Consider the following 21,996-nt stretch of genomic DNA (forward strand, 5'->3'; position numbering starts at 1 on the left):
GATGTCCAAACCTGCGGAAGTTTTACTGGAAGTCAAAGGTCTGAAAAAGTATTTTGAGGCGGGCGGGGCTGTAGTTAAAGCTGTCAACGACCTGAACTTTGTCGTTCATCGCGGGGAAACCCTCGGAGTTGTTGGGGAGTCGGGTTGCGGAAAATCAACAGCTGGCCGAACCATCCTCCGCTTGTATGATGCTACCGAGGGAGAAGTGCTGTTTCAAGGAAAAGATATTCAAAAGCTATCCCCTAAAGAATTAAAAGCCATCCGCAAAGAAATGCAAATGATCTTTCAAGATCCTTACGCCTCCCTTAACCCTCGCATGACGGTTGGGGATATTATCGGGGAGCCGTTAGATATTCATAGATTGGCGAAGGGAGAGAAACGCAGACAACGCATCCATGAACTCCTGAAATTAGTAGGGCTAAACCCGGAGCATATGAATCGATTTCCCCATGAGTTCAGCGGCGGTCAGCGTCAGCGTATCGGGATTGCCCGGGCGCTTGCCGTTGAGCCGAAACTCATTATATGTGATGAGCCGATTTCAGCCCTTGATGTATCGATTCAAGCACAGGTGGTCAACCTGCTGAAGGATCTTCAAAATAAAATGGGGTTGACCTATTTATTCATAGCTCATGATTTGTCTATGGTCAAGCATATCAGTGACAGGGTAGCGGTGATGTATTTGGGCAAAATGGTGGAATTGGCAGAAAGCGAGGAGCTCTATTTCAAACCGTTGCATCCCTATTCCGAAGCTTTATTGTCGGCCATTCCCATTCCAGACCCCAAATGGGGACGAAGCCGGGAACGAATCCTCTTGCAAGGCGATGTGCCAAGCCCTCTGAATCCTCCATCCGGCTGTCATTTCCGCACTCGGTGCCCGAAGGTAATGGATACTTGTTCCAAGCAAGAGCCAAACTGGAAAGAAGTAAAGCCGGGTCATTTTACGGCTTGCCATCTTTATAACGATAGATAAGAGAAAGTTCTGTCTGCAGGACTTTCTTTTTTCTTTTTTCTCCCTATGGTATATTTATCCAAAAAAATGACCAGACTATGAGTTGAAATAGAGGTTAATCTTTGTTCATTCTACTTTTGGAGGGAGATTATGCAAAAGAAGGTTGCACTTTTGATCGCCATGATGCTATGCCTACTACCCGTTTCCAGCTTTGCGCAGGAATCTGCCATAGACTTGGCTCCCAATGCAAAATCTGCAATTCTGATTGAAGTTGATACCGGAACGGTCATCTATGAGAAGAACTCCCATGAAAAATTGCCCCCGGCCAGCATTACCAAGGTTATGACGATGCTGCTCATCATGGAAGCGATTGATCGTGGAGAATTAAAGCTGACAGACAAGGTAAGAACAAGTGAATATGCCGCATCGATGGGAGGTTCCCAAATCTTTTTGGAGCCCGGAGAGATGATGAGCGTGGATGAGATGCTTAAGGGGATCGCGATAGCTTCCGGCAATGACGCATCTGTAGCGATGGCAGAACATTTGGCCGGTACAGAAGAAGCCTTCGTTTCCAAAATGAATCAAAAAGTAAAAGAACTCGGATTGAAAAACACGAACTTTGCCAATACTAATGGGCTGCCAAGCACCAATCACTTCTCGACAGCCTATGATATTGCGATGATGTCAAGAGAGCTTTTGAAGCATGAAGAAATAACAAAGTATACAAGCTTATACCAAGATTATTTGCGGAAAGAATCCAATCGGCCGTTTTGGCTGGTCAATACCAATAAATTAGTTCGGTTCTATCCCGGAGCGGATGGGCTGAAAACGGGTTATACATCAGAAGCTAAGTTTTGCCTAACGGCAACGGCCAAACGGGACAACATGCGCATAGTTGCAGTCGTCATGGGTGAACCCGATTCCAAAACACGGAATAAGGAAATTACTCAGATGTTTGATTATGCCTTCTCTCAATACCAATCTTTCCCACTGGTAAAGAAGGGCGAGGTCGTAACCCAAGTAGAAGTAAATAAGGGTTCAGTAGACAAGGTAAATCTGATAGCCCCGCATCCCTTTGGCATCCTGTCGAAAAAAGGAGAAAAGCCAGAGGATTTTGAAAAGGAAATAACCGTGAAGCAAGATGTGGTCGCTCCTATACAGCAAGGAGATGTTCTGGGTGAAATGGTGGTTCGCAAGCAGGGGCAAGAGATCGCCAAGCTGAGCCTAGTAGCAGACGCATCTGTGGAAAAGGCGTCATGGTGGCAGCTAATGAAGAGAGCAACGAAACGACTAATTCTCATCCATGAGTAGCTTCATTGAGATGCCTTAGCAGACGACAAGGCATCTCGCTTTTTTTCTAGTTTTGTCGACTGGCAGGAATTGCCTTTCTCCTTGTAGAAAGATTAGCATATGACAGAATCTACAAGGAGTGAGTGAATTGAGTTTGCATGTTGATCTTGAAGTCTTATCGAATGTGCTTATCGTCCGCCTGCGCGGCGAGCTTGACCATCATACAGCTGAGAAATTAAGGCAGCAGATGGAGGAAAAGATCCTTAGGGGAAATGTGCAAAACATTGTACTCAGCTTGGAACACCTTCACTTTATGGACAGCTCTGGACTTGGGGTAATTTTAGGGAGATACAAACAAATCACGGGAAGAGGCGGAGAGATGGTCGTTTGTTCCATTAACCCCTTGATTTACCGTTTATTTGAGTTGTCCGGTCTCTTTAAGATTATTAAAATCAGAGAAAATGAAGGCGAAGCCCTTCAGCTATTGGGGGTGGCCTAATATGACAAATAAGAATTACATGAAGATCGACTTAGCGGCGAAGAGTGAGAATGAAGGGTTTGCGCGAGTGGCGGTGGCAGCTTTCGTATCCAAGCTGAATCTTACCTTGGACGAGCTAGAAGAAATTAAAACAGCCGTTTCGGAGGCTGTAACGAATGCTATTATTCACGGTTATGATGAAAATGAGGATCAATTGGTCACGATCGTAACCCAGTATAATGAGGAATACATTGAAATTATGATTGAGGATAAGGGTATTGGAATCCAGAATGTGGACGAGGCGAGACAGCCTCTTTTCACCACGAAGCCTGAATTGGAGCGTTCTGGCATGGGCTTTACCATCATGGAGAATTTTATGGATTCGATAGAGATTCTGACCGGAGAAAATATTGGAACTAGAGTTACCATGAGGAAAAATCTAGTAAAAAATCAAGCACTTTGCAACTAGTAGGGAGATATGCCTATGGAGACAGACGTACGAAACGCTAATCATCCCTATTTGAGCGACGAAGAAGTCAAGCGGCTAATAGAAGCAAGTCAGAATGGGGATCAAGAAGCTCGCGAGAAACTGGTCAATTGCAATATCCGCCTAGTATGGTCAGTGGTTCAGCGTTTCTTGAATCGCGGTTATGAAGCAGATGATCTGTTCCAGATCGGTTGCATCGGTTTGCTGAAGGCAGTAGATAAATTTGATCTGTCTTATGATGTAAAGTTTTCAACCTATGCGGTTCCTATGATCATCGGGGAGATTCAGCGCTTTCTGCGAGACGATGGAACATTGAAAGTGAGCCGGTCGCTAAAGGAAATGGCGAATAAAGTAAGAAGGGCGAAAGATGACTTATCTAAAAAGATTGGCAGAATCCCGACCATTGTAGAAATTGCCGATGAACTCGGGGTCACACCGGAAGAAGTGGTTTTTGCCCAGGAGGCGAACCGTGCCCCGTCTTCCATTCATGAAACGGTTTTTGAAAATGATGGTGACCCTATTACTCTAATGGATCAGATTTCCGACAGTGATGAAGGGAAATGGTTTGATAAAATTGCTCTAAAGGAAGCCATTAATAAGCTTTCGGAGAGAGAAAGACTGATTGTATTCCTCCGTTACTTCCGGGATCAAACCCAATCCGAAGTGGCGGAAAGGCTGGGGATATCCCAAGTGCAAGTCTCCCGGCTGGAAAAGAAAATTTTAAAAATGATCAAGGACCAAATCGAACTCTAATTGTTCGGTTTGGTTTTTTTTTACGCTTATACTGATGGCGGGATCGGGAACGATACGTTATACAAAGATATATTACCATCAGCGAGGTTTAACTACTATGGCTGGAAATGAACTGAAACAGAAGAATACATGGAAATGGTCAAAGGAAACTTATACCAAGCAGGCCGAGCGGTATAAGCCGAAAAAACCTGTCGCTTACAACTGTCTAAAAGCTTTTGCAGTAGGAGGCTTAATCTGCGCCTTCGGGCAGGCCATTACCAACTTCTACATTTATTTCTTTGGATTTACGGAGCAAAATGCAGGGAATCCGACGGTTGCCACCCTCATTTTTCTGGCGGTTCTTCTAACTGGCTTCGGTGTATATGACAACGTGGGTCAATTTGCAGGGGCTGGCTCTGCCGTTCCCGTTACCGGATTCGCCAATTCCGTGGCATCAGCTGCCATCGAGCATCGCAGCGAGGGATTGGTTTTAGGCGTAGGCGGAAATATGTTTAAGCTAGCTGGATCTGTCATCGTGTTTGGTGTCGTGGCTGCGTTTTTCATAGCTTTAGTCAAGAAGCTTTGGATGCTTATGTTCTAATGAATGGGAGGAGGATATTTCGTGAACATTCAACCGCGTGTTAGCAGACAGACGTGGCAGTTCAGCAAAGATATCCGCATCCTTGGCTCCGGGGTAGCTACAGGGCCCTTGGAAGGGCAGGGCCCGTTAGGAGAGGAATTCGATATTATTCACGAAGATAACTATGCCCATGAGGATTCATGGGAAAAAGCAGAGCGCAAAATGATGGGTGAGGCTGCAAATGTAGCCCTGAAAAAAAGCGGATTAACGGGCGAGGACATCGATGTGATGTTGGCTGGAGATTTGCTGAATCAGATTATTACGGCCAATTACACCGCTCGCGGGCTTAGCTTGCCTTTACTGGGCTTGTTCGGGGCATGCTCCACCTCCATGGAGGGGCTGGCTTTAGCTGCGGCCCTTGTTGATGGAGGCTTTGCCAAGTATGCGCTGACGGGTTGCAGCAGTCATAATTCAACTGCCGAGAGACAATTTCGATATCCCACAGAATATGGCGGACAAAAACCGCCTTATGCCCAATGGACCGTTACGGGAGCTGGTGCTTCGGTAGTTGGGATTGGAAATAAAGGTCCGAGGATCACCCATGCAACCATCGGAAAAGTAACCGATATGGGGATAAAGGATCCTTTCGATATGGGAACGGCGATGGCTCCCGCCGCTGCGGATACCATCGTTACACACTTTGGCGACCTGGGCCGAGCCCCACAGGATTATGATCTGATTGTGACTGGCGATTTGGGCAAAGTCGGCTACGCGATCCTTAAAGATATGCTTAAGGATTTCGGCTATGACATGACGCCTCATTACAGCGATTGCGGAATAATGCTATATCGTCAGGATCAGGATGTATTTTCCGGCGGGAGTGGATGTGCTTCTAGCGCTGTTGTTACATACAGCCATATTGTGAATGGGTTGTGCAGCGGAAAGTATAACCGTGTCCTTGTAGTGGCCACGGGAGCTTTATTCAGTCCTGTCAGCTTTCAGCAAGGCGAATCCATTCCTTGCATAGCCCATGGCGTGGTGATGGAAAGGGTGATGGACAATGAGTGAATACTTTATCGCTTTTTTAGTCGGCGGCTTGATTTGCGTCATCGGTCAATTGATGCTGGACCTCACCAAGATGACACCCGCACATGTCATGTCGACTTTAGTGATAGCTGGTGTCGTCTTGGATGGATTGGGCCTTTACGATCCGCTCATTGATTTTGCAGGGGCGGGGGCAACCGTGCCGATTACAAGCTTTGGCCATGCCCTTTACCATGGGGCCTGGGCGGAGGCTGAGAAAAACGGGTTAATCGGGATCGTAACAGGGATTTTTGAAGTTCCCAGTGCAGGTATTTCTTCTGCTATTGTATTTGGCTTCTTAGGAGCACTCGTGTTTAAACCGAAGGGGTGATACAGATGAAACCAACGAAACGGGACGTTATTATCATAACGGATGGTGACCAGGTCGCGCAAAAAGCAGTGGAGGTTGTTGCCCAAAATATCGGAGGCCGATGTATTTCAAGGTCAGGGGGAAACCCCACTCCGCTGACAGGGGAGGAAATTGTCGAACAAGTCATGAGAGCAAAGTACGATCCTGTACTCGTAATGTTTGATGATAACGGAAATGGGAGTGAGGGTGATGGGGAGAGAGCTTTGGAATTTGTCGCCACCCATCCGGAAATTAATGTTTTAGGCATAGTCGCTGTCGCTTCCAATACTCCCATGGTAGATGGAGTTGACGTCGATCTCTGTGTGAACTTAGATGGCCAGGTGACTACCCATTCAGTGGACAAGGATGGAGAAGAGCATTACACAGACAAGCCTCATATTGACGGGGATACCGTTGATGTACTCAGTAGGCTTAATGTTCCTATCGTGGTCGGCGTAGGGGATATCGGAAAAATGCATGGACGGGACCATTCTATCCATGGGGCTCCCGTGACAACGAAGGCCGTGGAAATTATTCTTGAAAGGAGCGGCTATTATGGCAACGAAAGCTCCTAATAGAGAAAAGAAAGCCCAAGAAGAGCAACAGGAAAGTCTTGCGGAGAAAAAAGGATTGAAATTTTTCAAAAAACTGGAATTGAATAAAAAGATTCTTAATGAGCGGATCCAATCGGAAATCAGCTATGATATGAAGTGCCGCGAGATGAATTTTGCCGAGAAAGATGTTGCTTTTTTCTATGTTAATGGCTTGATTGATTCTAATTTAATGACCATAATCGCGAATATCATGAGCGATCTGAAGCGCGAGGAAGTGGTTCCAAATACCATTAAACATTTTTTGGAACGGTATGCTACCCATATGTCGGTGGAGACCGTCAATACCTTTGATGAAGCAATTGATAAGATGTTATCAGGCGTCGTATTATTTCTGATCGAGGAGGAAGAGAAAGCTCTACTCATCGATGCCCGCAATTATCCAGGGAGAAGCCCTGCCGAGCCGGATACGGAAAGAGTGGTTCGCGGATCGCGTGATGGCTTTGTCGAAAATATTGTGGTCAATACAGCTTTAACTCGTAGAAGGATTCGGGATGAGCGATTGCGCATGGAGATGATCCAGGTGGGGGTTCGCTCCAAAACCGATGTATGTATTGCTTATCTGAACGATGTAGCCGATCCAGGTCTAGTCGATTCGCTGAAGCAAAGAATGCAAGAAATTCAAATTGATGGGGTTCCCATGGCGGAGAAAACAATAGAAGAATTTATTGTGGGAAAAAACTGGAACCCTTACCCTTTAGTCCGTTATACGGAAAGACCGGACGTCGCAGCGATTCACTTGTTAGAGGGACATGTATTAGTGTACGTGGATACTTCTCCGAGCGTCATGATAACACCAACGACTTTTTTCCACCATGTACAGCATGCCGAGGAATATCGTCAAAAGCCCTTAGCTGGGGCTTATTTAAGATGGGTTCGCTTTTTTGGGATCTTTTCTTCCCTCTTTTTGCTTCCCATTTGGCTCTTCTATGCCCTGAATAAAGGATATTTGCCTGCACCGCTTGCCTTTATTGGACCAAAGGAAACAGGTGCAATTCCAATATTTTGGCAATTCATACTTGCAGAAATTGGGATAGATCTGATGAGACTGGCTGCAGTGCATACTCCGTCCCCTTTAGCAACAGCTATGGGCTTAATCGCCGCCATTCTCATTGGGGAAGTTGCGATCAATGTTGGTTTATTTATGCCAGAGACCATCCTTTACTTGGCTGTAGCGTCGATAGGGATGTTTGCAACGCCAAGTTATGAGCTAAGTTTGGCGAATCGAATGGTTCGGATTGCTTTGCTTGCGGCGGTTTTTGTATTTGGTCTTCCAGGCTTGTTGGCTGCAGGTACCTTGCTGATCGTGATGCTTGCCACGACGAACTCTTTGAATACACCTTATCTTTGGCCGTTTATTCCGTTCAATTTTAATGCGATGAAACATATTTTATTACGGATGGCTGTTCCGACATTGAAGAAGCGCCCGAGTATCGTCCATCCGCAAAACGATAACCGCCAATAGAAATGTTTTGCAAGTTAGGCGGACGGGTTGTCACTTCTGCAGGGGAGTGGTATATTTTATAGATATATAACAAAAGTAAAATGGCGTGTGCAAAGCGCCTTTTTTCCATTATATAAGATTTTTTTGGGCAGAGGAGGGGATAGGGACGTGTACTTGCATGGAACAAGCAAAATTAATGAATCAGGCCACCTTGAGATTGGTGGATGCGATACGGTAGAACTTACTGAAAAATTTGGTACACCCTTATTTGTTTATGATGAACAATTAATCCGACAGAAGTGCAGAGATTACATGCAAGCCTTTGAGACAACCGGACTGACTTTTCAAGTGGCTTACGCGAGCAAAGCCTTTATGTCAATGGCAATGTGCCGGTTGGTTGCGGAAGAGGGGCTTTCTTTAGATGTTGTATCCGGCGGTGAATTGTATACTGCCTTGAAGGCGGATTTCCCTGCGGAACGAATCCATTTCCACGGGAACAATAAGACGCCTGAAGAGCTCGAAATGGCCCTTGATGCGGAAATTGGATGCTTCGTCGTAGATAATTTCTATGAGCTTGAGCTGCTCCATGCTTTGGCTAAGGAACGCAAGATTAAAGTAAACATTCTTTTGCGATTGACACCAGGGGTCTCAGCGCATACTCATGAGTATATTTCTACGGGTCAAGATGATTCCAAATTCGGCTTCAGTGTTACGGCTGGGCAAGCCATGGAGGCTATGAAACAAGCGTTAAAAATGGAACACTATACGGTATTGGGGATTCATTCCCATATCGGGTCGCAAATTTTTGAAACCAATGGGTTTGTGGCAGCTGTAACCAAGCTGTCCGAGTTCTTGTTTGATTTGAGGGAACAAACCGGCTACGAAGTGAAGGTCCTTAATTTAGGGGGCGGATTTGGCATTCGTTATACGAATGAAGATACTCCTCTGAAGGCTGCAGAGTACATTCACCCGATTACGGATGAAGTACGGAAGCAATTTCAAGCAGCTGGCTATTCCCTTCCTGAAATTTGGATTGAACCAGGCCGAAGCATTGTAGGCGATGCAGGCACAACGCTTTACAAGATTGGGTCAGTAAAAACCATTCCAGGCATCCGCAAGTACATTTCGGTAGATGGAGGAATGACCGACAATATTCGTCCGGCCCTGTACCAATCGCGCTATGAAGCCATGCTGGCAAATCGTGCAACCGCAGCAGCAGATGATTTGGTTTCTGTTGCAGGCAAATGCTGCGAGTCAGGCGATATGCTGATCTGGGATATTGAGTTGCCTACAGTTACCTCAGGAGATCTCTTAGCTGTATCTTGTACAGGAGCATACGGGTATGCGATGGCTAATAATTATAATCGCATCACGCGTCCTGCTGTAGTATTTGTTAAGGATGGCCAAGCGGAGATCGTAGTGGAACGGGAGACATATGATGATTTGGTAAAGAAAGATCGAATTCCGTCCAGCATGATTATAACAAAATAAATTCAAAAGTCGCCGGTACAGTGCTGTACCGGTTTTCTTTATGAAAAGGGAGTAAAACCTCTCAGTTCAATGGATATAAGGGATGGAAGAACTTCGCTTGCTTAATGCTTGATAGTTTTCTTTTTGTTTCCTTTTAGCGTATAATCAAATGGTACAACTTACATATTGACGTTGAAAGGAGTTCATACATATGAGCAAATACGCTGTTATTGATCTAGAAAAAGGCGGACAAGTCAAAATCGAGTTATTTCCAAACGAAGCGCCTGGTACAGTAGGGAACTTTGAAAAGCTAATCAAAGAAGGGTTCTACAATGGACTGAACTTCCACCGTGTTATCCCTGGCTTCGTAGCGCAGGGCGGTTGCCCGCATGGAACAGGAACAGGCGGTCCTGGTTACAGCATCAAATGCGAAACGCAAGGAAACCCTCACAAGCATGAGCGTGGCTCGCTTTCGATGGCCCATGCAGGAAAAGACACTGGAGGATCTCAATTCTTCATCGTTTATGAGCCACAGCCGCACTTGAATGGCGTGCATACCGTATTCGGCAAGGTTGTAGAAGGCATGGAGTACGTGGATGATATCAAGCAAGGCGATAAGATGAAGGAAGTTAGAGTGGTAGAAGAATAATTGTAGTCTTGCAATAAAATAGGGCAAAGCCATTAGCTAAGCCCTATTTTTTCTTTTGTTAAGGAAGCATATCTCTGAAGGATTGATGTGAGGAATGCTCCAGGCCAGCTTTGTTTTGAACCATGAACATAAGAGATTTTCCGAAATCAATAGCCACTTTGCCGGTTGACTCCGCGATCTTTTGAGTCAAGACTACAGCATTAACGCCGCATGATACTAAGGCGATATCAAATTCGTGTTGCCTTTGGATAGCAACCTTCAATACTTTCTCCATTTGTTCATAGTTGGAAAAGGGCTGAACGAACACGATATTCAGTTTGTAAGGCTCTTTCTGCAAAATGGGCTTAACCGACTCTCCCCAGTCGCCAATAAGGAAAATTCTCCTTCCCTTTAAGATTCTCCAGAATCTTCTTTTTTGAGTAAAGACCCGATTGACAAACGTGTGGCAAGTCCGTTTTGGGCGTATTTTAAAATATTGGAAGACAGCCTCTGTTAACGGCCGCTTAATTCGCTGTTCTGCTATAATCGGATCTCCATGCCAAAATGGAATCCCTATGACATCTGCCTTTTTTAGGGCCTTTACCATTTCATTTCGAAGCTTGATATTAGGCAGGGTTACTCCCTTCTTCCCCTGATTGGCAGCTTTTGCCCAGTTTTCTGAAAGTACTTCTTTTATAGGCATCACGGAGTTCTGGGCCAAGATAAGGTTTTCCCCATCGCCAACCCGTACAAGAGAGAAAGGCTTACGCTGCTCCACGGCATCCCTAATCAAGCGCAAGACTTGATCAACCTTCAGAAAGTCCCTATATTTCATACTTACGCTCCCTCCTTATACGCAGATTAAATCTATTACTATATTAATATGTAACAACAGGGAGAAAGTTTTAGGCTGCCATTGATTCAGTTAAAATGCTAGAGTACAAATTCTCACTAGTAGACTACCGCATAATCTATCAGAAAGTAATGATAATAATATAAAGAGAGGAGTGATAGAAATCATAAGAGGAGGATACGCATGAGAGTTGCCTTAATTTGCCCTAATTCGCTGCCTTGTCCCCCTATCCGAAGCGGAGCGATTGAATTATTGCTCCATCGCATGGCGCCCTATTTAGCGCGGTTAGGTCATCAGGTTACCGTTTTTTCCATTCAAGACCGCTCATTGCCAAACAGAGAAATCTTGAATCATGTGAGTTATATCCGATACCCCAAAGCGAGGTATATAAAAGAAGTATCAAAATATCTGAAAAGAGAATTCTTTGACGTCATCCACATCTATAACAAATTTCAATGGGTGAAAGAGATAAGGAAGTGTTCTCCAAAGTCTAGACTGGTCCTATCTTTCCACAATTTGAGATTAGGCCATTTTGCTGATGATGAAGTTTCTATGGAAGTTATTAATACGGTAGATCATTTTGTAACCGTCAGCCAATTTGTCGCTAAGGATATGAATACGCGCTATCCCGCTTCTTCCGGAAAAACCACCTCCCTGTACACTGGGGAAGATCCCTTCCGTTATATTCCCCATTACAGCCATGAAGGACAAAGTATAACAAGCTATATGAAACATAGACTAGGTATCCCGCAAGATTATCGCATCGTTCTTTTCGTCGGCAGGCTTGTAGAATATAAAGGCTGTCATCTCTTAATACAAGCCATGAAAAACGTGCAAAAGCATTTCCCGAAAACGGCTTTGGTTATTGTCGGCAGCAGGTGGTTCGGCGACAAGAAAATGACTGATTACATTAATGGATTATTAAAAAGCGCAGCGAAGCTTAAGCATTTTCACTTCACTAATTTTATCCCAGTAGATCAGATCCCCCGCATTTACACGATGAGCGATATCCTCGTTTGTCCTTCCCAGTGGGAGGAACCGCTGGCCCGGGTACATTACGAGGCTATGGCTGCCGGGCTTCCGGTCGTTACGTCCCATCGGGGAGGAAATCCTGAAATAATCAGGAATGGAACCAACGGTTTCGTGGTCAGTCGCTACAACCAATCTGATGAATATGCTAAAGCGATCTGCCAGCTGCTGGAAAAACCGCAATTGTGCGTAAAAATGGGTAGAGCCAATAGGAAATTGATTGAGCAAAGATACAATTTTAAGCAATATGCACTGAACTTGTCCAAATTATATAAAAAAATAATTAACGGATAAAAGTATGTTACGAAAGCGGTGAAAAAAGAATGATTTATTTGATTAACTTCGCAACAACCAGATTTTATAAATCACAAGAGCTATTAAACCGGTCTGCTCTACGTTTTGGGATAGATCGGGTCGTTTCGTATAGGGAAAAAGATATCCTGCGAACAGAGTTTTACCGTAGAAATCGGAATATACTGGACCAGAAGAGAGGATATGGATACTGGATTTGGAAGCCCTATATTATTCGTGATGCGATGTCAAAAGTGAAAAAAAATGATATCATCATTTATTGCGATTCCGGAATAGAGATTATCAATCCAGTAGACCCCTTGATTAAGACTTGCAAAAAGCAGCAGGGAATCATGCTGTTCCAAACTCACGGCCATCTTAATCGTACTTGGACGAAAAGAGATTGTTTCGTCCTTATGGACTGCGATGCCCCAAAGTACTGGAATGCCGAACAAATAATGGGGTCCTTTTCCATATACGTGAATAATAAGCGAAACCGGGATTTTGTAAATGAGTGGCTTCACTATTGCTGTAATGAAACCATTGTTACGGATTGTGCCAATCAATGTGGCTTAAGCAATTTTCCAGATTTCAGGGATCATCGCCATGATCAGTCCATCCTCTCACTATTGGCCGTCAAGCATAACATTGAAATCTATCGAAATCCCAGCCAAAATGGCAATGGGCGCAAAAAGGCTTATCGCAATTCTCGATATGGAACAATATTGAACCATCATCGAAAAAAGGATAAGGCCCGTTAAAATAGGAAGAGGGGGTCATTACGACGCCCCTTTATTCTGTGTGCGAATCTGTTAGAAAGAGTATTTCAACGTATCTAAATCTCTCCGATACAAAACCTCACTATTCCAAGGGTCAAAAGAAATCAGTCGTCGGCTTTTCGGATGCGGACGAAGAAAGGCTTTGGCCCGTTCATTCATCATGCATGCAGCAAAGGAGAAGGTACTATTGGAGATAGCTACCTTATCGCACTGGGTCAAGATATAGAAGTCTGGATAAAAGCTCGCTTTTGGAAGCACTATGCCTAATTCTCTGCTCGTTATGGGATGAAAAGCGGAAAAAGCATCGATTACTTTATGCGGTTCATCACTGGCAAGGAATAATATGGGGTCATCCAACTTGTTCCAGATTGAATGCAGCCAATTGATATAAATATGATTGGGGGGAATGAAGCAAAATGAATGGGTAGATTTGTATCGTTCATAATCCCCGCGCCGCAAATGAAGCCCGATGATCGTTTTACCTCCGGCTCGCAAGCGCTTGATGGCTTCGTCCATTTGAGCTTGGATTGGGGGAATGGGCTGGAACAGGGAGCGGATGTAACGTTTGGAGCGAGCAAAATACTTCGTGTGATATTGGAAATATCCTAGGAAGTCAATATTTTTATAAGGCTTCTTGGCATTGGGAATGGAGTCGCGCTTGAGGCTGGGGGAGATCTGCTTCACGACCGGGAGGGGTCTGGCGATATACGGATCAGCATGGCCAAACAAGTAACGTCCAATCCATTCTGGAGCCTCGGCACGCAAATGGTATCTTTTCGCATAGGTTTTAAGAAAGGCGTATTGGAATACCTTGTTACCGAACCCTTTTCCGATCTTTTTCGAAGCTAATACGTTCATCGTGATGACATCTTTCAAAATGCCTCCTCCTTTCGTCGGGTTACACATACCTCTTTAAATCCAGCAATGAACCAAGCTTTAGACTCCACTCCTTGGGGGCGGGAAGAAAACCTCCGCCGGTTGCAAAAGTCAATTCGCCAACATATATTCGCCCGTTGGCCACTATGAAGTCTACACGGACATATGGAAAATCTTTCGCAAGGATGTGGGCAAGGGCAAACATTTTTTCCAACTGCTTTGGTTTTTCCGGGGGGTGATGGAAGCTTTGCTTATCGATCCGCTCGTGTATTACGTCCCCTTTTCTATTGTAAATCCTAAGGGTGCTGTGGCCTGGCAGCCTGAGGAAAATGCGGCTTCCATGAAAGCATTGAAACTTATACTCTTTGATTCTTCCGGAGGAATCCCATAAAAATTTTTCAATCATCACGCGCCCTTTTAAGGGTTTGTAATTGCGTTCCATTGACTTGTCATACCAATTCGACTTTAGCCATTTTTTCATCCTGGACTTTGCTTTAGGCCAATTGATCTCTGACTTATCTTTTACGAAGATATTCCATCCTGATCCATGTGTCGCTTTCATGACAAATGATTGGGGAAGCGCATCGAAATCGATGTCCTCCACACGTTTGTAAACTCCAAAAACAGGAACAAGATATTCATTTCCAATTCTCTTCCTGATGAACTTCCGGACTTTAGCTTTGTCAGTGTATTTCGCGAATCTTTCTAGTTTTCCGTAAATTTTAATCCATTGTATTTTCTCCTGAATGGTTTTTGGATGTCTCAAGTTCAGCTCATAGCCTAAAATTCGCTTAAAGCGTTTTTTAATGTGCTCCTTGGTATCGTCGTCCATGTTGTAGAAGCCACCTTTCACAAAAAATAAATTAGCTTGTATGGCTTATTTATTCTATTACTCTATCATATTTCCAAATACAGTTATTGCTATGAGTTAGTTGACTCAATTGCTCTCGCCTGTTGAAGATAGAGAATGCTTCCTGTAAGGTACCAGCTATTTTGCCTACCCCATTCCATGAAATTTGTTGTATAATTATCAACAGCCCAAAACAGTAGGCGGGGATGACGATGGCTTATGAAGTGAAGCTGAATACCTTTGAAGGGCCTCTAGACCTTCTTCTTCACTTAATCGATAAGGCGGAAGTGGATATTTATGATATCCCGGTTACGCTTATTACCGAACAATATATGCAGTATCTTTACATCATGCAGGAATTTCAGCTGGATATAGCAAGCGAGTTTTTGGTCATGGCGGCTACGCTGCTTGAAATCAAGAGCAAATTGCTGCTTCCGAGGAAGGAAGAACCTTCCTATGAACCCATGTATGATATGGAAGACGACGACTATGATCCCAGGATGGAATTGGTAGAAAGACTCCTTGAGTATAAAAAATTTAAATCCCTGGCAGAACAGCTGAAAGAGCGAGAAATAGGCAGAAGTAAAATCTATACGCGTTCGCCAGGTGACTTAACGGCCTATATGTCTATCGCAGAAGAAAATCCTGTGGCAGATGTGACGCTATACGATTTAATGGATGCGTTGGCGAAGGTTTTTACCAAATCCATTAGCCCTGCAGAAAAAACCATGTCTCGGGTACATAGGGATGAGGTGTCGGTAAAGGATCGGATCAAAGAGGTGCGCGATCTGCTTTCTTTTAGCGGCAGCCTGCCGTTTTCGCGATTGTTTTCTGATGCGCCAGCAAAAACAGAAATCGTTACAACCTTTATGGCCATTCTTGAAATGATGAGAAAGCATGAGATCCAATGCGAACAACATGCTCTTTTCGATGATATTTTGATAACTCTGAGTAAAGGAGGGGGCCATTACGGACAGGGGAAATGAATGGAAGAGCGTCATTGAGGGCCTTCTCTTTGTTTCCGGAGACGAGGGCATTGATGCTAAAACGATAGCGGAAATTTTAGAAGTTGAGCAAGATACAGTGATAGAGCTGCTCCATGAAATGCAAGGCGAATTCAGGCAAACTGGACGCGGCCTGCAAATTATCGAGATTGCTGGCGCCTTCCAAATGACAACTCTTTCGGAGCACGCAGCATATTTTGAGAAATTGGCCTCATCCCCCGCGCATGCCACGTTATCCCAGGCAGCGCTGGAGACGTTGGCCATCATCGCCTATAAACAGCCTATCACGCGAGCAGAAATTGAAGAAATTCGCGGCGTCAAATGTGAGAAAGCCATCAATACACTGACTGGCAAGAGGCTGATCGTGGAAACGGGAAGGGCAGAAACAGCCGGACGTCCCATTTTGTATGGGACGACTAAAGAGTTTATGGATTACTTTGGCTTAAAGCACATGAATGATCTGCCGCCTATGCCTGCCATCTCCGTTGATGATGAAGTGGAACAGGAAGTAGATCTGATTTTCCAAAAATTAAAGGATAACCCATAGGGAAAATGCTTTGCAGTCTTTTTTTCTTTTCTGGTATAATATGTTCTTAGTTAACATGGAGGAGTGTCGAATATGATTCAAAGTCTATATGATAAAATGCTCGGATACCTTAAAATGGAAGAAGAAATTGACTTTAAGGAATTCGATAGCTACTACAAGGAAGTTTTGTCAACGCTTGAGAAGGAATACCAGCAATACAATCAAGAGCAAGCCCTGCAAGCTCTTTTTGTGATGGATAATATCAAAACGAACAGTGATTCCCGCATGCAGCGCAAATTTTCAGAAGCAAAAAAGTACAAGAAAATTTCACAGCGTGCCCAGATTTGGGTGGAGGCGCTGTTTATCCATTTAGTGAAGAGCGGGATGACCGATCAGGAAATCCACGATAAAATTGAAGCCATGTATGAAGCGGCTTAGGCAACCAAGCCGCAGGCCAACCCTAGTATTCTCGGATACTAGGGTTTTTTGCTCTGTTTTCGTCTCCTATCCTGCTGACATATCAACATGGGATAAGCATATACTTGTACAAAGTGCGCGAGGTAAGGAGGATAAAATGAAGCGGAGAAAAAGCCGATTATCGCTTTTTATTTTATTTGCATATGTTCTATCCATGTTCTCTATCCCCGCTGCAGAGGCGGCCCCATCCATCTCGGCACAAGCTGCAGCCGTGATTGATGTGGAATCCGGGCGGGTTTTATACGAGAAGCAAGGAAATGCAAAGATGCGGGTCGCTAGCCTGACGAAGATTATGACGGCTATTGTGGCCGTTGAAGAAGGACGCTTGGATGAGGTGGTCACAACTCCTGACCATGCAGTAGGGACGGAGGGGTCGTCCATTTATTTGCGTAAGGGGGAGCAGCTTACGCTTGAGCAGCTGCTATATGGGCTAATGCTGCGTTCAGGTAATGATGCGGCAGTTACCATTGCTGAACATATAGGGGGTTCGATAGAGGGGTTTGCCCGATTGATGAATGAAAAAGCAGAGTATTTAGGGTTAAGACAAACCCACTTTACCAATCCCCATGGTTTGGATGACAGCAACGAGCACTATTCTACTGCACTTGAAATGGCTAAAATTTCGGCTTATGCTCTGAAAAACGAGGACTTTCGCCGGATCGTGTCGACCAAAGTGATTAAAATCCCCCAGCATGGCGAAAAATGGGACAGAAAATTAGTAAACAAAAACAAGATGCTCAACTTATATGAGGGAGCAGATGGGGTGAAGACCGGTTATACCAAACTGGCCAAACGATGCCTGGTTTCCTCCGCAACAAAGGAAGGCAGACAAATTGCAGTCGTCACGTTAAATGCTCCGAATGATTGGGACGATCATGCTCGTTTATTAGATTACGGGTTTCAGCATTTCAGCCGAACCCAGCTTCTTGGTGAGAAGGAAATGGTTGATGCAGACAAAGGATTAATGTCGATGAATGCCTTTTATTATCCATTAACCGAAGGAGAACTCAACCAAATCCGCAAGCAGGTTGTCATGGAAGAAGGCTATCGGGAAATGCTCCCTGGCGGAGTGGCTGGATATTTACATATCTATTTGGGAGATCAACAAATAGGGCGCATTGGCTTGGTATCTGAGGGAGAAGAGAAGAGTACTGCAGGAAGTGGCATTGAAGGTACGCCGTCGGACGATTTCGATTTTCTTTCCATCTTTAAGTCGCTTATCTGGGGGCTTGTAAATGGTTAACTTCATTTGGCTGGGACTCATCCTTATTGGAATTGTTGTGGCGGGCATAAACGGCAAGATCGAAGTGGTAAGTGCCGCTGCCTTTGAGGGAGCCAAGACGGGGGTTACCGTTTGTTTTGGCTTGATCAGCATTCTGGCTTTTTGGCTAGGCATGATGAAAATAGCTGAAGATTCGGGCTTGCTCCAAAAGCTGCAGCATCTATTAAGCCCGATAGCCCAATTTTTGTTTCCAGATGTGCCCAAAGACCACCCGGCAATGGGGTACATTTTATCCAATATGAGTGCCAACATGCTTGGACTTGGAAATGCAGCGACACCCATGGGGATTAAGGCCATGCAAGAACTCCAAAAGCTAAGCCCGGATCCCCAAAGGGCCACGCCTGCCATGTGTACATTGCTCGCCCTTAATACTTCTAGCATTACGTTAATTCCTACAACGATAATCGCTATTCGCTTAAACTACGGATCAGCCAATGCGGTTGAGATCGTGGGGACGACGCTATTTGCTACAATCGTTTCGACAGGGGCTGCCATCTTGCTAGATAAATACTATCGTTTTCGAACCCGAAGAACTCGGATAAAGGGGTGAACAGTCTGTGTATGAACTGATCAGCTATGCTTCTGTTTGGGCCATACCGCTCGTTTTAGCCACGATATTAGTTTATGGCATGTATAAGAAGGTCCCGGTATATGAGTCATTTACAGAAGGGGCTAAAGACGGCTTCGGAACGGCGGTAAAGATCATCCCGCATCTTGTAGGGATGCTAGTCGCGGTCTCGATATTCCGCCAGTCAGGTGCTTTGGATATGATTACCTCCCTAGCAAAGCCGATCTTAGATGTTTTGCATATACCGGGTGACATCCTGCCTTTAGCCCTGTTGCGGCCGATTACGGGGGCTGGGGCGCTAGCCGTAACAACAGACATCATGGCAACTCATGGTCCGGACTCGTTTTTGGGTCGACTAGCGTCCACCATGCAGGGCTCTACTGATACCACGCTTTATGTATTGACCGTTTACTTTGGGGCGATCGGTATCCGCAATTATCTTTATGCGCTTAAGGTTGGTCTCTTGGCCGACGTGGCTGGAATCGCCGCTTCTATTTTCATTGTTACGCTCGTATTTGGGTAAGCTCACTTACCTTGAGGACCAGCTGGTCGCTTCCGCCCAATTATCCGTTTTCCAGCGCAAGATTTCAGGACGCACTAAATGTATGATTTCCTTGAAGAATTCCAGCTGCTCTTCTTCAGTGAGCGGTTGAAAGTTTTCGGCAATGGCTAGATTTTTTTCTAGCTGTTCCATGGTTTCCATCCCTACGATGGTAGTTGATATCGGAAGACCTAGGGTATATCGCAAAGCGCGATCATACCAAGGAACAAGCTTACCCAGGGCCATGACCTTCATGCCGATAATAGCTGCTCCTTGTTCGTTTGCCGCCGGGACAAACTCGTGCAGGAAGCTGTACATGTGATGATCCAGAGCAGACAGGGCAACGAGGACACTATCAAAACGAAAGCGGCGTATGGCCTCCAATTGAACTTGGGGATTGGTATGGCCGCTAATGCTAATGTATTTGATTAAACCCTGTTCCTTGGCTTCCAAAATCGCTTCCATAGCTCCACCCTTGGCAAATACCGCGTCCAGCTCATCCATATACATGACGTTGTGAATCCGCCATTCCTCCACGTGATCGGTTTGTAAACGTTTTAGACTTTCCTCCAATAACCGCAAGGAGCCGTCTCTTGTCCGATCATGCGTCTTGGTGGCTATCCAGACGTCTTTTCTTCGTTGACGGAGAGCTAAAGCTTTCCCTAATCTTTCTTCAGATTGCCCCTTAGAGTAGCTTGGTGCGGTGTCAAAATAAGTTATCCCGCAATCGATTGCTTTATTGACGATTTCAAGGGCTGCCTCTTCAGAACACTGGTGCTCGTCCACGATACGCTGAGATCCGAAGCTTAAAAGGGAAACCTCGTATCCGGTTGAGCCAAACTTCTGCTTTTTCATGATTCCAGGACCTTCCTCCTTGTGTATTCACTTCTAGTTTTTCCAAATTAAATCAATGATAACGTAAAGGGAGCACATTCGCATGTTTTATTTAAGTCTACTATTTGCTACAGTAGTTTGGGGACTGAATGTAATCATCGACAAACAGGCGTTAAAGACCGGACACCCGATTGAAGTCAACTTTATCACAACGATGACAACGGCTATTGTGGTATCCATCTACTTTAGCTTGGCAAAAAAGAATGGATTGCAGTTTGCGTATTCCCCTCAAACTGTTGTGTTGAGTGTACTGAACGGAGTCCTGATTCCCACTTCCTTCGTTGTTTATTTGTATGCCTTATCCAAGGGTGAGATCAGCACAGTAGTCATGGCCACTGCCACCTATCCTATTATTGCCATTTTATTTGCGGTCTTTGCGTTTAACGAAAGCGTGAGTGCTTCACAGTGGCTAGGCATCCTCTGTACGGTTTTTGGAATTTTTCTCGTAATGAAGTAAAATGGACTACAAGATCGGACATAAGGAAGGAATCGGAATATGGAAGAACGATTGCAAAAGGTCATGGCCGCGAGAGGAGTGGCTTCTCGCCGCAAGTGTGAGGAATTAATTTTAGCCGGCCGGGTTAAGGTCAATGGGACCGTGATCAGCGAACTGGGCTATAAAGTCAACGAGGATAACGATCGGATTGAGGTAGACGGAGAGGTTCTCGGTAAACAAGCCTTTAAATACATTTTGCTCCACAAGCCGACGGGCTTCATTACGAGTGCCAGTGATCCACAAGGGAGAAAAGTTGTAACGGATTTGGTCAGGAATGTAAAAGAAAGAGTTTACCCTGTCGGGAGGCTGGACTATGATACTTCGGGCCTGCTGCTTCTGACGAATGACGGGGATCTTACCAATAAAATCGCCCATCCGCGTTTTGAAATTGACAAAGTCTATTTGGCTACAGTGAAAGGAATTCCCTCTGCTCAAGCGCTCAAATCATTGAGAGAAGGGATTATGCTGGAGGACGGCATGACTTATCCTGCACAGGCAGAGCTTGAGAAAACCGATCCGGAAAAAAATCAAGCCACCATACGTTTAACCATTCATGAAGGCAGAAATCGTCAAGTGCGGAGAATGTGTCAGGCGGTGGGTCATCCTGTTATTCGGCTGAAAAGGGTGCAGCTGGGCTTTCTGACACTGGGCAACCTCGCTCCTGGCCATTATCGTTTTTTGGAACCGACCGAGGTGGATAAGCTTCGCAAACTGTTTACGTAAGGGCTTGGAATGCAAATCTAAGCCTTTTTCTTTTGCTGGGGAGGGATAGCCCAGAATGTCATATAAAGTTCATAAATCGTATTTTCACTATCAAAATGTTACAGTTATAATTAAATTAGTTTTAGTCAAAGCACAAAAATAGTAATCAATCTGGAGTGGAGGGTTTTGATTTGAACCGTTCTCGTACGATCACTAGAATGGCCATTCTTGTCGTTATTTTTGCAGGCATCGCTGTTGCTCTATATAACGGATTCATTAAGGATAAGGCTGTGGTGCAAACCGGGGAAAAGGCTCCTGATTTTGTTCTGCAGACACTGCAAGGCGAGAAATTTCAACTTAGTGACTATGAAGGAAAAGGAGTTGTCCTGAATTTCTGGGGAACTTGGTGTGCGCCTTGTGAAGCGGAAATGCCTGACTTAGAGGAGGCTTACAAGACGTTTAAAGATCAAGGTGTTGTCGTGGTTGGAATGAATATTAGGCAGCCCGATGTAACCGTAAAGCCTTTTGTCGAACGCTATAAATTGACGTTCCCGATTGTAATGGACCGCAACAACGAAATTACTCAGCTCTATGAGATCGGCCCCATACCGACTACCTATTTTATCGATAAGGATGGGATCGTCCAGAAAATTGTGATTGGTGGTCCCATGTCAAAAGAGACAATCGAAAATAATATGAAACTTATCGTGCCGGAATAGGAGTGGAA

General features: G+C 44.9%; 27 protein-coding genes. 23 read left to right on the forward strand and 4 right to left on the reverse strand.

Annotated features, from left to right (window positions below):
• Position 1: 1 nt before the first annotated feature.
• The 12 genes from ABLT31_RS12640 (at position 2) to ABLT31_RS12695 (ending at position 10,122) form a co-directional block, all read left to right on the forward strand.
• A complete protein-coding gene (locus ABLT31_RS12640; protein ID WP_367751986.1) occupies positions 2 to 970 on the forward strand; it encodes an ABC transporter ATP-binding protein in 969 nt (322 codons plus the stop codon).
• A 129-nt stretch (positions 971 to 1,099) separates the two neighbouring features.
• Positions 1,100 to 2,260, forward strand: a complete 1,161-nt coding sequence (locus ABLT31_RS12645) for a D-alanyl-D-alanine carboxypeptidase family protein (protein WP_367751988.1) — start codon at positions 1,100 to 1,102, stop codon at positions 2,258 to 2,260.
• Between the two features lie 127 nt (positions 2,261 to 2,387).
• On the forward strand, positions 2,388 to 2,738 hold the full coding sequence (gene spoIIAA / locus ABLT31_RS12650) for an anti-sigma F factor antagonist (RefSeq protein ID WP_367751990.1): 351 nt from the start codon (positions 2,388 to 2,390) through the stop codon (positions 2,736 to 2,738).
• Position 2,739: 1 nt separating this feature from the next.
• The gene (gene spoIIAB, locus ABLT31_RS12655) at positions 2,740 to 3,186 is read left to right on the forward strand and encodes an anti-sigma F factor (RefSeq protein ID WP_367751992.1); all 447 of its coding nucleotides are present in this window, start codon (positions 2,740 to 2,742) and stop codon (positions 3,184 to 3,186) included.
• 15 nt (positions 3,187 to 3,201) lie between these two features.
• On the forward strand, positions 3,202 to 3,957 hold the full coding sequence (sigF, locus tag ABLT31_RS12660) for an RNA polymerase sporulation sigma factor SigF (RefSeq protein ID WP_367751994.1): 756 nt from the start codon (positions 3,202 to 3,204) through the stop codon (positions 3,955 to 3,957).
• Between the two features lie 97 nt (positions 3,958 to 4,054).
• On the forward strand, positions 4,055 to 4,537 hold the full coding sequence (spoVAC, locus tag ABLT31_RS12665) for a stage V sporulation protein AC (protein ID WP_367751996.1): 483 nt from the start codon (positions 4,055 to 4,057) through the stop codon (positions 4,535 to 4,537).
• A gap of 21 nt (positions 4,538 to 4,558) precedes the next feature.
• Entirely contained in the window at positions 4,559 to 5,584 is a 1,026-nt protein-coding gene (spoVAD, locus tag ABLT31_RS12670) for a stage V sporulation protein AD (protein WP_367751998.1), read from the forward strand.
• Positions 5,577 to 5,930 carry a stage V sporulation protein AE gene (gene spoVAE / locus ABLT31_RS12675; protein WP_367752000.1) on the forward strand — a complete coding sequence of 118 codons (354 nt, stop codon included), beginning with the start codon at positions 5,577 to 5,579 and terminating at the stop codon, positions 5,928 to 5,930. Before spoVAD ends, spoVAE begins: the two co-directional genes overlap by 8 nt.
• A gap of 5 nt (positions 5,931 to 5,935) precedes the next feature.
• Entirely contained in the window at positions 5,936 to 6,523 is a 588-nt protein-coding gene (gene spoVAEA / locus ABLT31_RS12680) for a stage V sporulation protein SpoVABEA (RefSeq protein ID WP_367752002.1), read from the forward strand.
• On the forward strand, positions 6,504 to 8,024 hold the full coding sequence (locus ABLT31_RS12685) for a spore germination protein (RefSeq protein ID WP_367752004.1): 1,521 nt from the start codon (positions 6,504 to 6,506) through the stop codon (positions 8,022 to 8,024). The genes spoVAEA and ABLT31_RS12685 overlap by 20 nt, the downstream gene beginning before the upstream one ends.
• A 147-nt stretch (positions 8,025 to 8,171) precedes the next feature.
• Positions 8,172 to 9,494, forward strand: coding sequence for a diaminopimelate decarboxylase (gene lysA, locus ABLT31_RS12690; protein ID WP_367752006.1), 1,323 nt, complete (start codon positions 8,172 to 8,174; stop codon positions 9,492 to 9,494).
• Between the two features lie 190 nt (positions 9,495 to 9,684).
• A complete protein-coding gene (locus tag ABLT31_RS12695) occupies positions 9,685 to 10,122 on the forward strand; it encodes a peptidylprolyl isomerase (protein WP_367752009.1) in 438 nt (145 codons plus the stop codon).
• Between the two features lie 58 nt (positions 10,123 to 10,180).
• Here the strand turns inward: ABLT31_RS12695 and ABLT31_RS12700 are convergent, their stop codons facing one another.
• The gene (locus ABLT31_RS12700; RefSeq protein WP_367752011.1) at positions 10,181 to 10,936 is read right to left on the reverse strand and encodes a GT-D fold domain-containing glycosyltransferase; all 756 of its coding nucleotides are present in this window, start codon (positions 10,934 to 10,936) and stop codon (positions 10,181 to 10,183) included.
• Positions 10,937 to 11,137: 201 nt separating this feature from the next.
• Between ABLT31_RS12700 and ABLT31_RS12705 the strand changes: the two genes are divergently transcribed.
• Together ABLT31_RS12705 and ABLT31_RS12710 are read left to right on the forward strand one after the other, a co-directional pair.
• Positions 11,138 to 12,277, forward strand: a complete 1,140-nt coding sequence (locus ABLT31_RS12705) for a glycosyltransferase family 4 protein (RefSeq protein ID WP_367752013.1) — start codon at positions 11,138 to 11,140, stop codon at positions 12,275 to 12,277.
• Positions 12,278 to 12,306: 29 nt separating this feature from the next.
• Positions 12,307 to 13,035 carry a hypothetical protein gene (locus ABLT31_RS12710; protein ID WP_367752015.1) on the forward strand — a complete coding sequence of 243 codons (729 nt, stop codon included), beginning with the start codon at positions 12,307 to 12,309 and terminating at the stop codon, positions 13,033 to 13,035.
• 51 nt (positions 13,036 to 13,086) lie between these two features.
• Here the strand turns inward: ABLT31_RS12710 and ABLT31_RS12715 are convergent, their stop codons facing one another.
• Both ABLT31_RS12715 and ABLT31_RS12720 read right to left on the reverse strand, forming a co-directional pair.
• Positions 13,087 to 13,929, reverse strand: a complete 843-nt coding sequence (locus tag ABLT31_RS12715; RefSeq protein WP_367752017.1) for an alpha-1,2-fucosyltransferase — start codon at positions 13,927 to 13,929, stop codon at positions 13,087 to 13,089.
• 22 nt (positions 13,930 to 13,951) lie between these two features.
• Positions 13,952 to 14,761 carry an ATP-grasp fold amidoligase family protein gene (locus ABLT31_RS12720; RefSeq protein WP_367752019.1) on the reverse strand — a complete coding sequence of 270 codons (810 nt, stop codon included), beginning with the start codon at positions 14,759 to 14,761 and terminating at the stop codon, positions 13,952 to 13,954.
• Positions 14,762 to 14,991: 230 nt separating this feature from the next.
• On the opposite strand from ABLT31_RS12720, the gene ABLT31_RS12725 reads away from it, so the two are divergent.
• The 6 genes from ABLT31_RS12725 to ABLT31_RS12750 all read left to right on the forward strand — a co-directional run bounded on the left by ABLT31_RS12725 (position 14,992) and on the right by ABLT31_RS12750 (position 19,159).
• A complete protein-coding gene (locus ABLT31_RS12725) occupies positions 14,992 to 15,765 on the forward strand; it encodes a segregation and condensation protein A (protein ID WP_367752021.1) in 774 nt (257 codons plus the stop codon).
• Positions 15,746 to 16,330, forward strand: coding sequence for an SMC-Scp complex subunit ScpB (gene scpB / locus ABLT31_RS12730; RefSeq protein ID WP_367752371.1), 585 nt, complete (start codon positions 15,746 to 15,748; stop codon positions 16,328 to 16,330). Before ABLT31_RS12725 ends, scpB begins: the two co-directional genes overlap by 20 nt.
• 72 nt (positions 16,331 to 16,402) lie before the next feature.
• Positions 16,403 to 16,747, forward strand: a complete 345-nt coding sequence (locus ABLT31_RS12735; protein WP_367752023.1) for a hypothetical protein — start codon at positions 16,403 to 16,405, stop codon at positions 16,745 to 16,747.
• A 136-nt stretch (positions 16,748 to 16,883) separates the two neighbouring features.
• A complete protein-coding gene (locus tag ABLT31_RS12740; protein WP_367752025.1) occupies positions 16,884 to 18,029 on the forward strand; it encodes a D-alanyl-D-alanine carboxypeptidase family protein in 1,146 nt (381 codons plus the stop codon).
• Positions 18,022 to 18,618, forward strand: coding sequence for a nucleoside recognition domain-containing protein (locus tag ABLT31_RS12745; protein ID WP_367752028.1), 597 nt, complete (start codon positions 18,022 to 18,024; stop codon positions 18,616 to 18,618). The genes ABLT31_RS12740 and ABLT31_RS12745 overlap by 8 nt, the downstream gene beginning before the upstream one ends.
• A 7-nt stretch (positions 18,619 to 18,625) precedes the next feature.
• Positions 18,626 to 19,159 carry a spore maturation protein gene (locus ABLT31_RS12750; RefSeq protein ID WP_367752030.1) on the forward strand — a complete coding sequence of 178 codons (534 nt, stop codon included), beginning with the start codon at positions 18,626 to 18,628 and terminating at the stop codon, positions 19,157 to 19,159.
• A 6-nt stretch (positions 19,160 to 19,165) separates the two neighbouring features.
• On the opposite strand, the gene ABLT31_RS12755 is transcribed toward ABLT31_RS12750, so the two are convergent.
• Positions 19,166 to 20,032: an aldo/keto reductase gene (locus tag ABLT31_RS12755; RefSeq protein ID WP_367752032.1), complete on the reverse strand. Its 867-nt coding sequence runs from the start codon at positions 20,030 to 20,032 to the stop codon at positions 19,166 to 19,168.
• Positions 20,033 to 20,114: 82 nt separating this feature from the next.
• Between ABLT31_RS12755 and ABLT31_RS12760 the strand changes: the two genes are divergently transcribed.
• From ABLT31_RS12760 to resA, 3 genes are all read left to right on the forward strand, one after another.
• A complete protein-coding gene (locus ABLT31_RS12760; protein WP_367752034.1) occupies positions 20,115 to 20,528 on the forward strand; it encodes an EamA family transporter in 414 nt (137 codons plus the stop codon).
• A 39-nt stretch (positions 20,529 to 20,567) separates the two neighbouring features.
• On the forward strand, positions 20,568 to 21,290 hold the full coding sequence (locus ABLT31_RS12765) for a pseudouridine synthase (protein WP_367752036.1): 723 nt from the start codon (positions 20,568 to 20,570) through the stop codon (positions 21,288 to 21,290).
• A gap of 170 nt (positions 21,291 to 21,460) precedes the next feature.
• Positions 21,461 to 21,988 carry a thiol-disulfide oxidoreductase ResA gene (gene resA, locus ABLT31_RS12770; protein WP_367752038.1) on the forward strand — a complete coding sequence of 176 codons (528 nt, stop codon included), beginning with the start codon at positions 21,461 to 21,463 and terminating at the stop codon, positions 21,986 to 21,988.
• Positions 21,989 to 21,996 lie beyond the last annotated feature (8 nt).

The sequence above is a fragment of the Ammoniphilus soli genome (assembly GCF_040813775.1).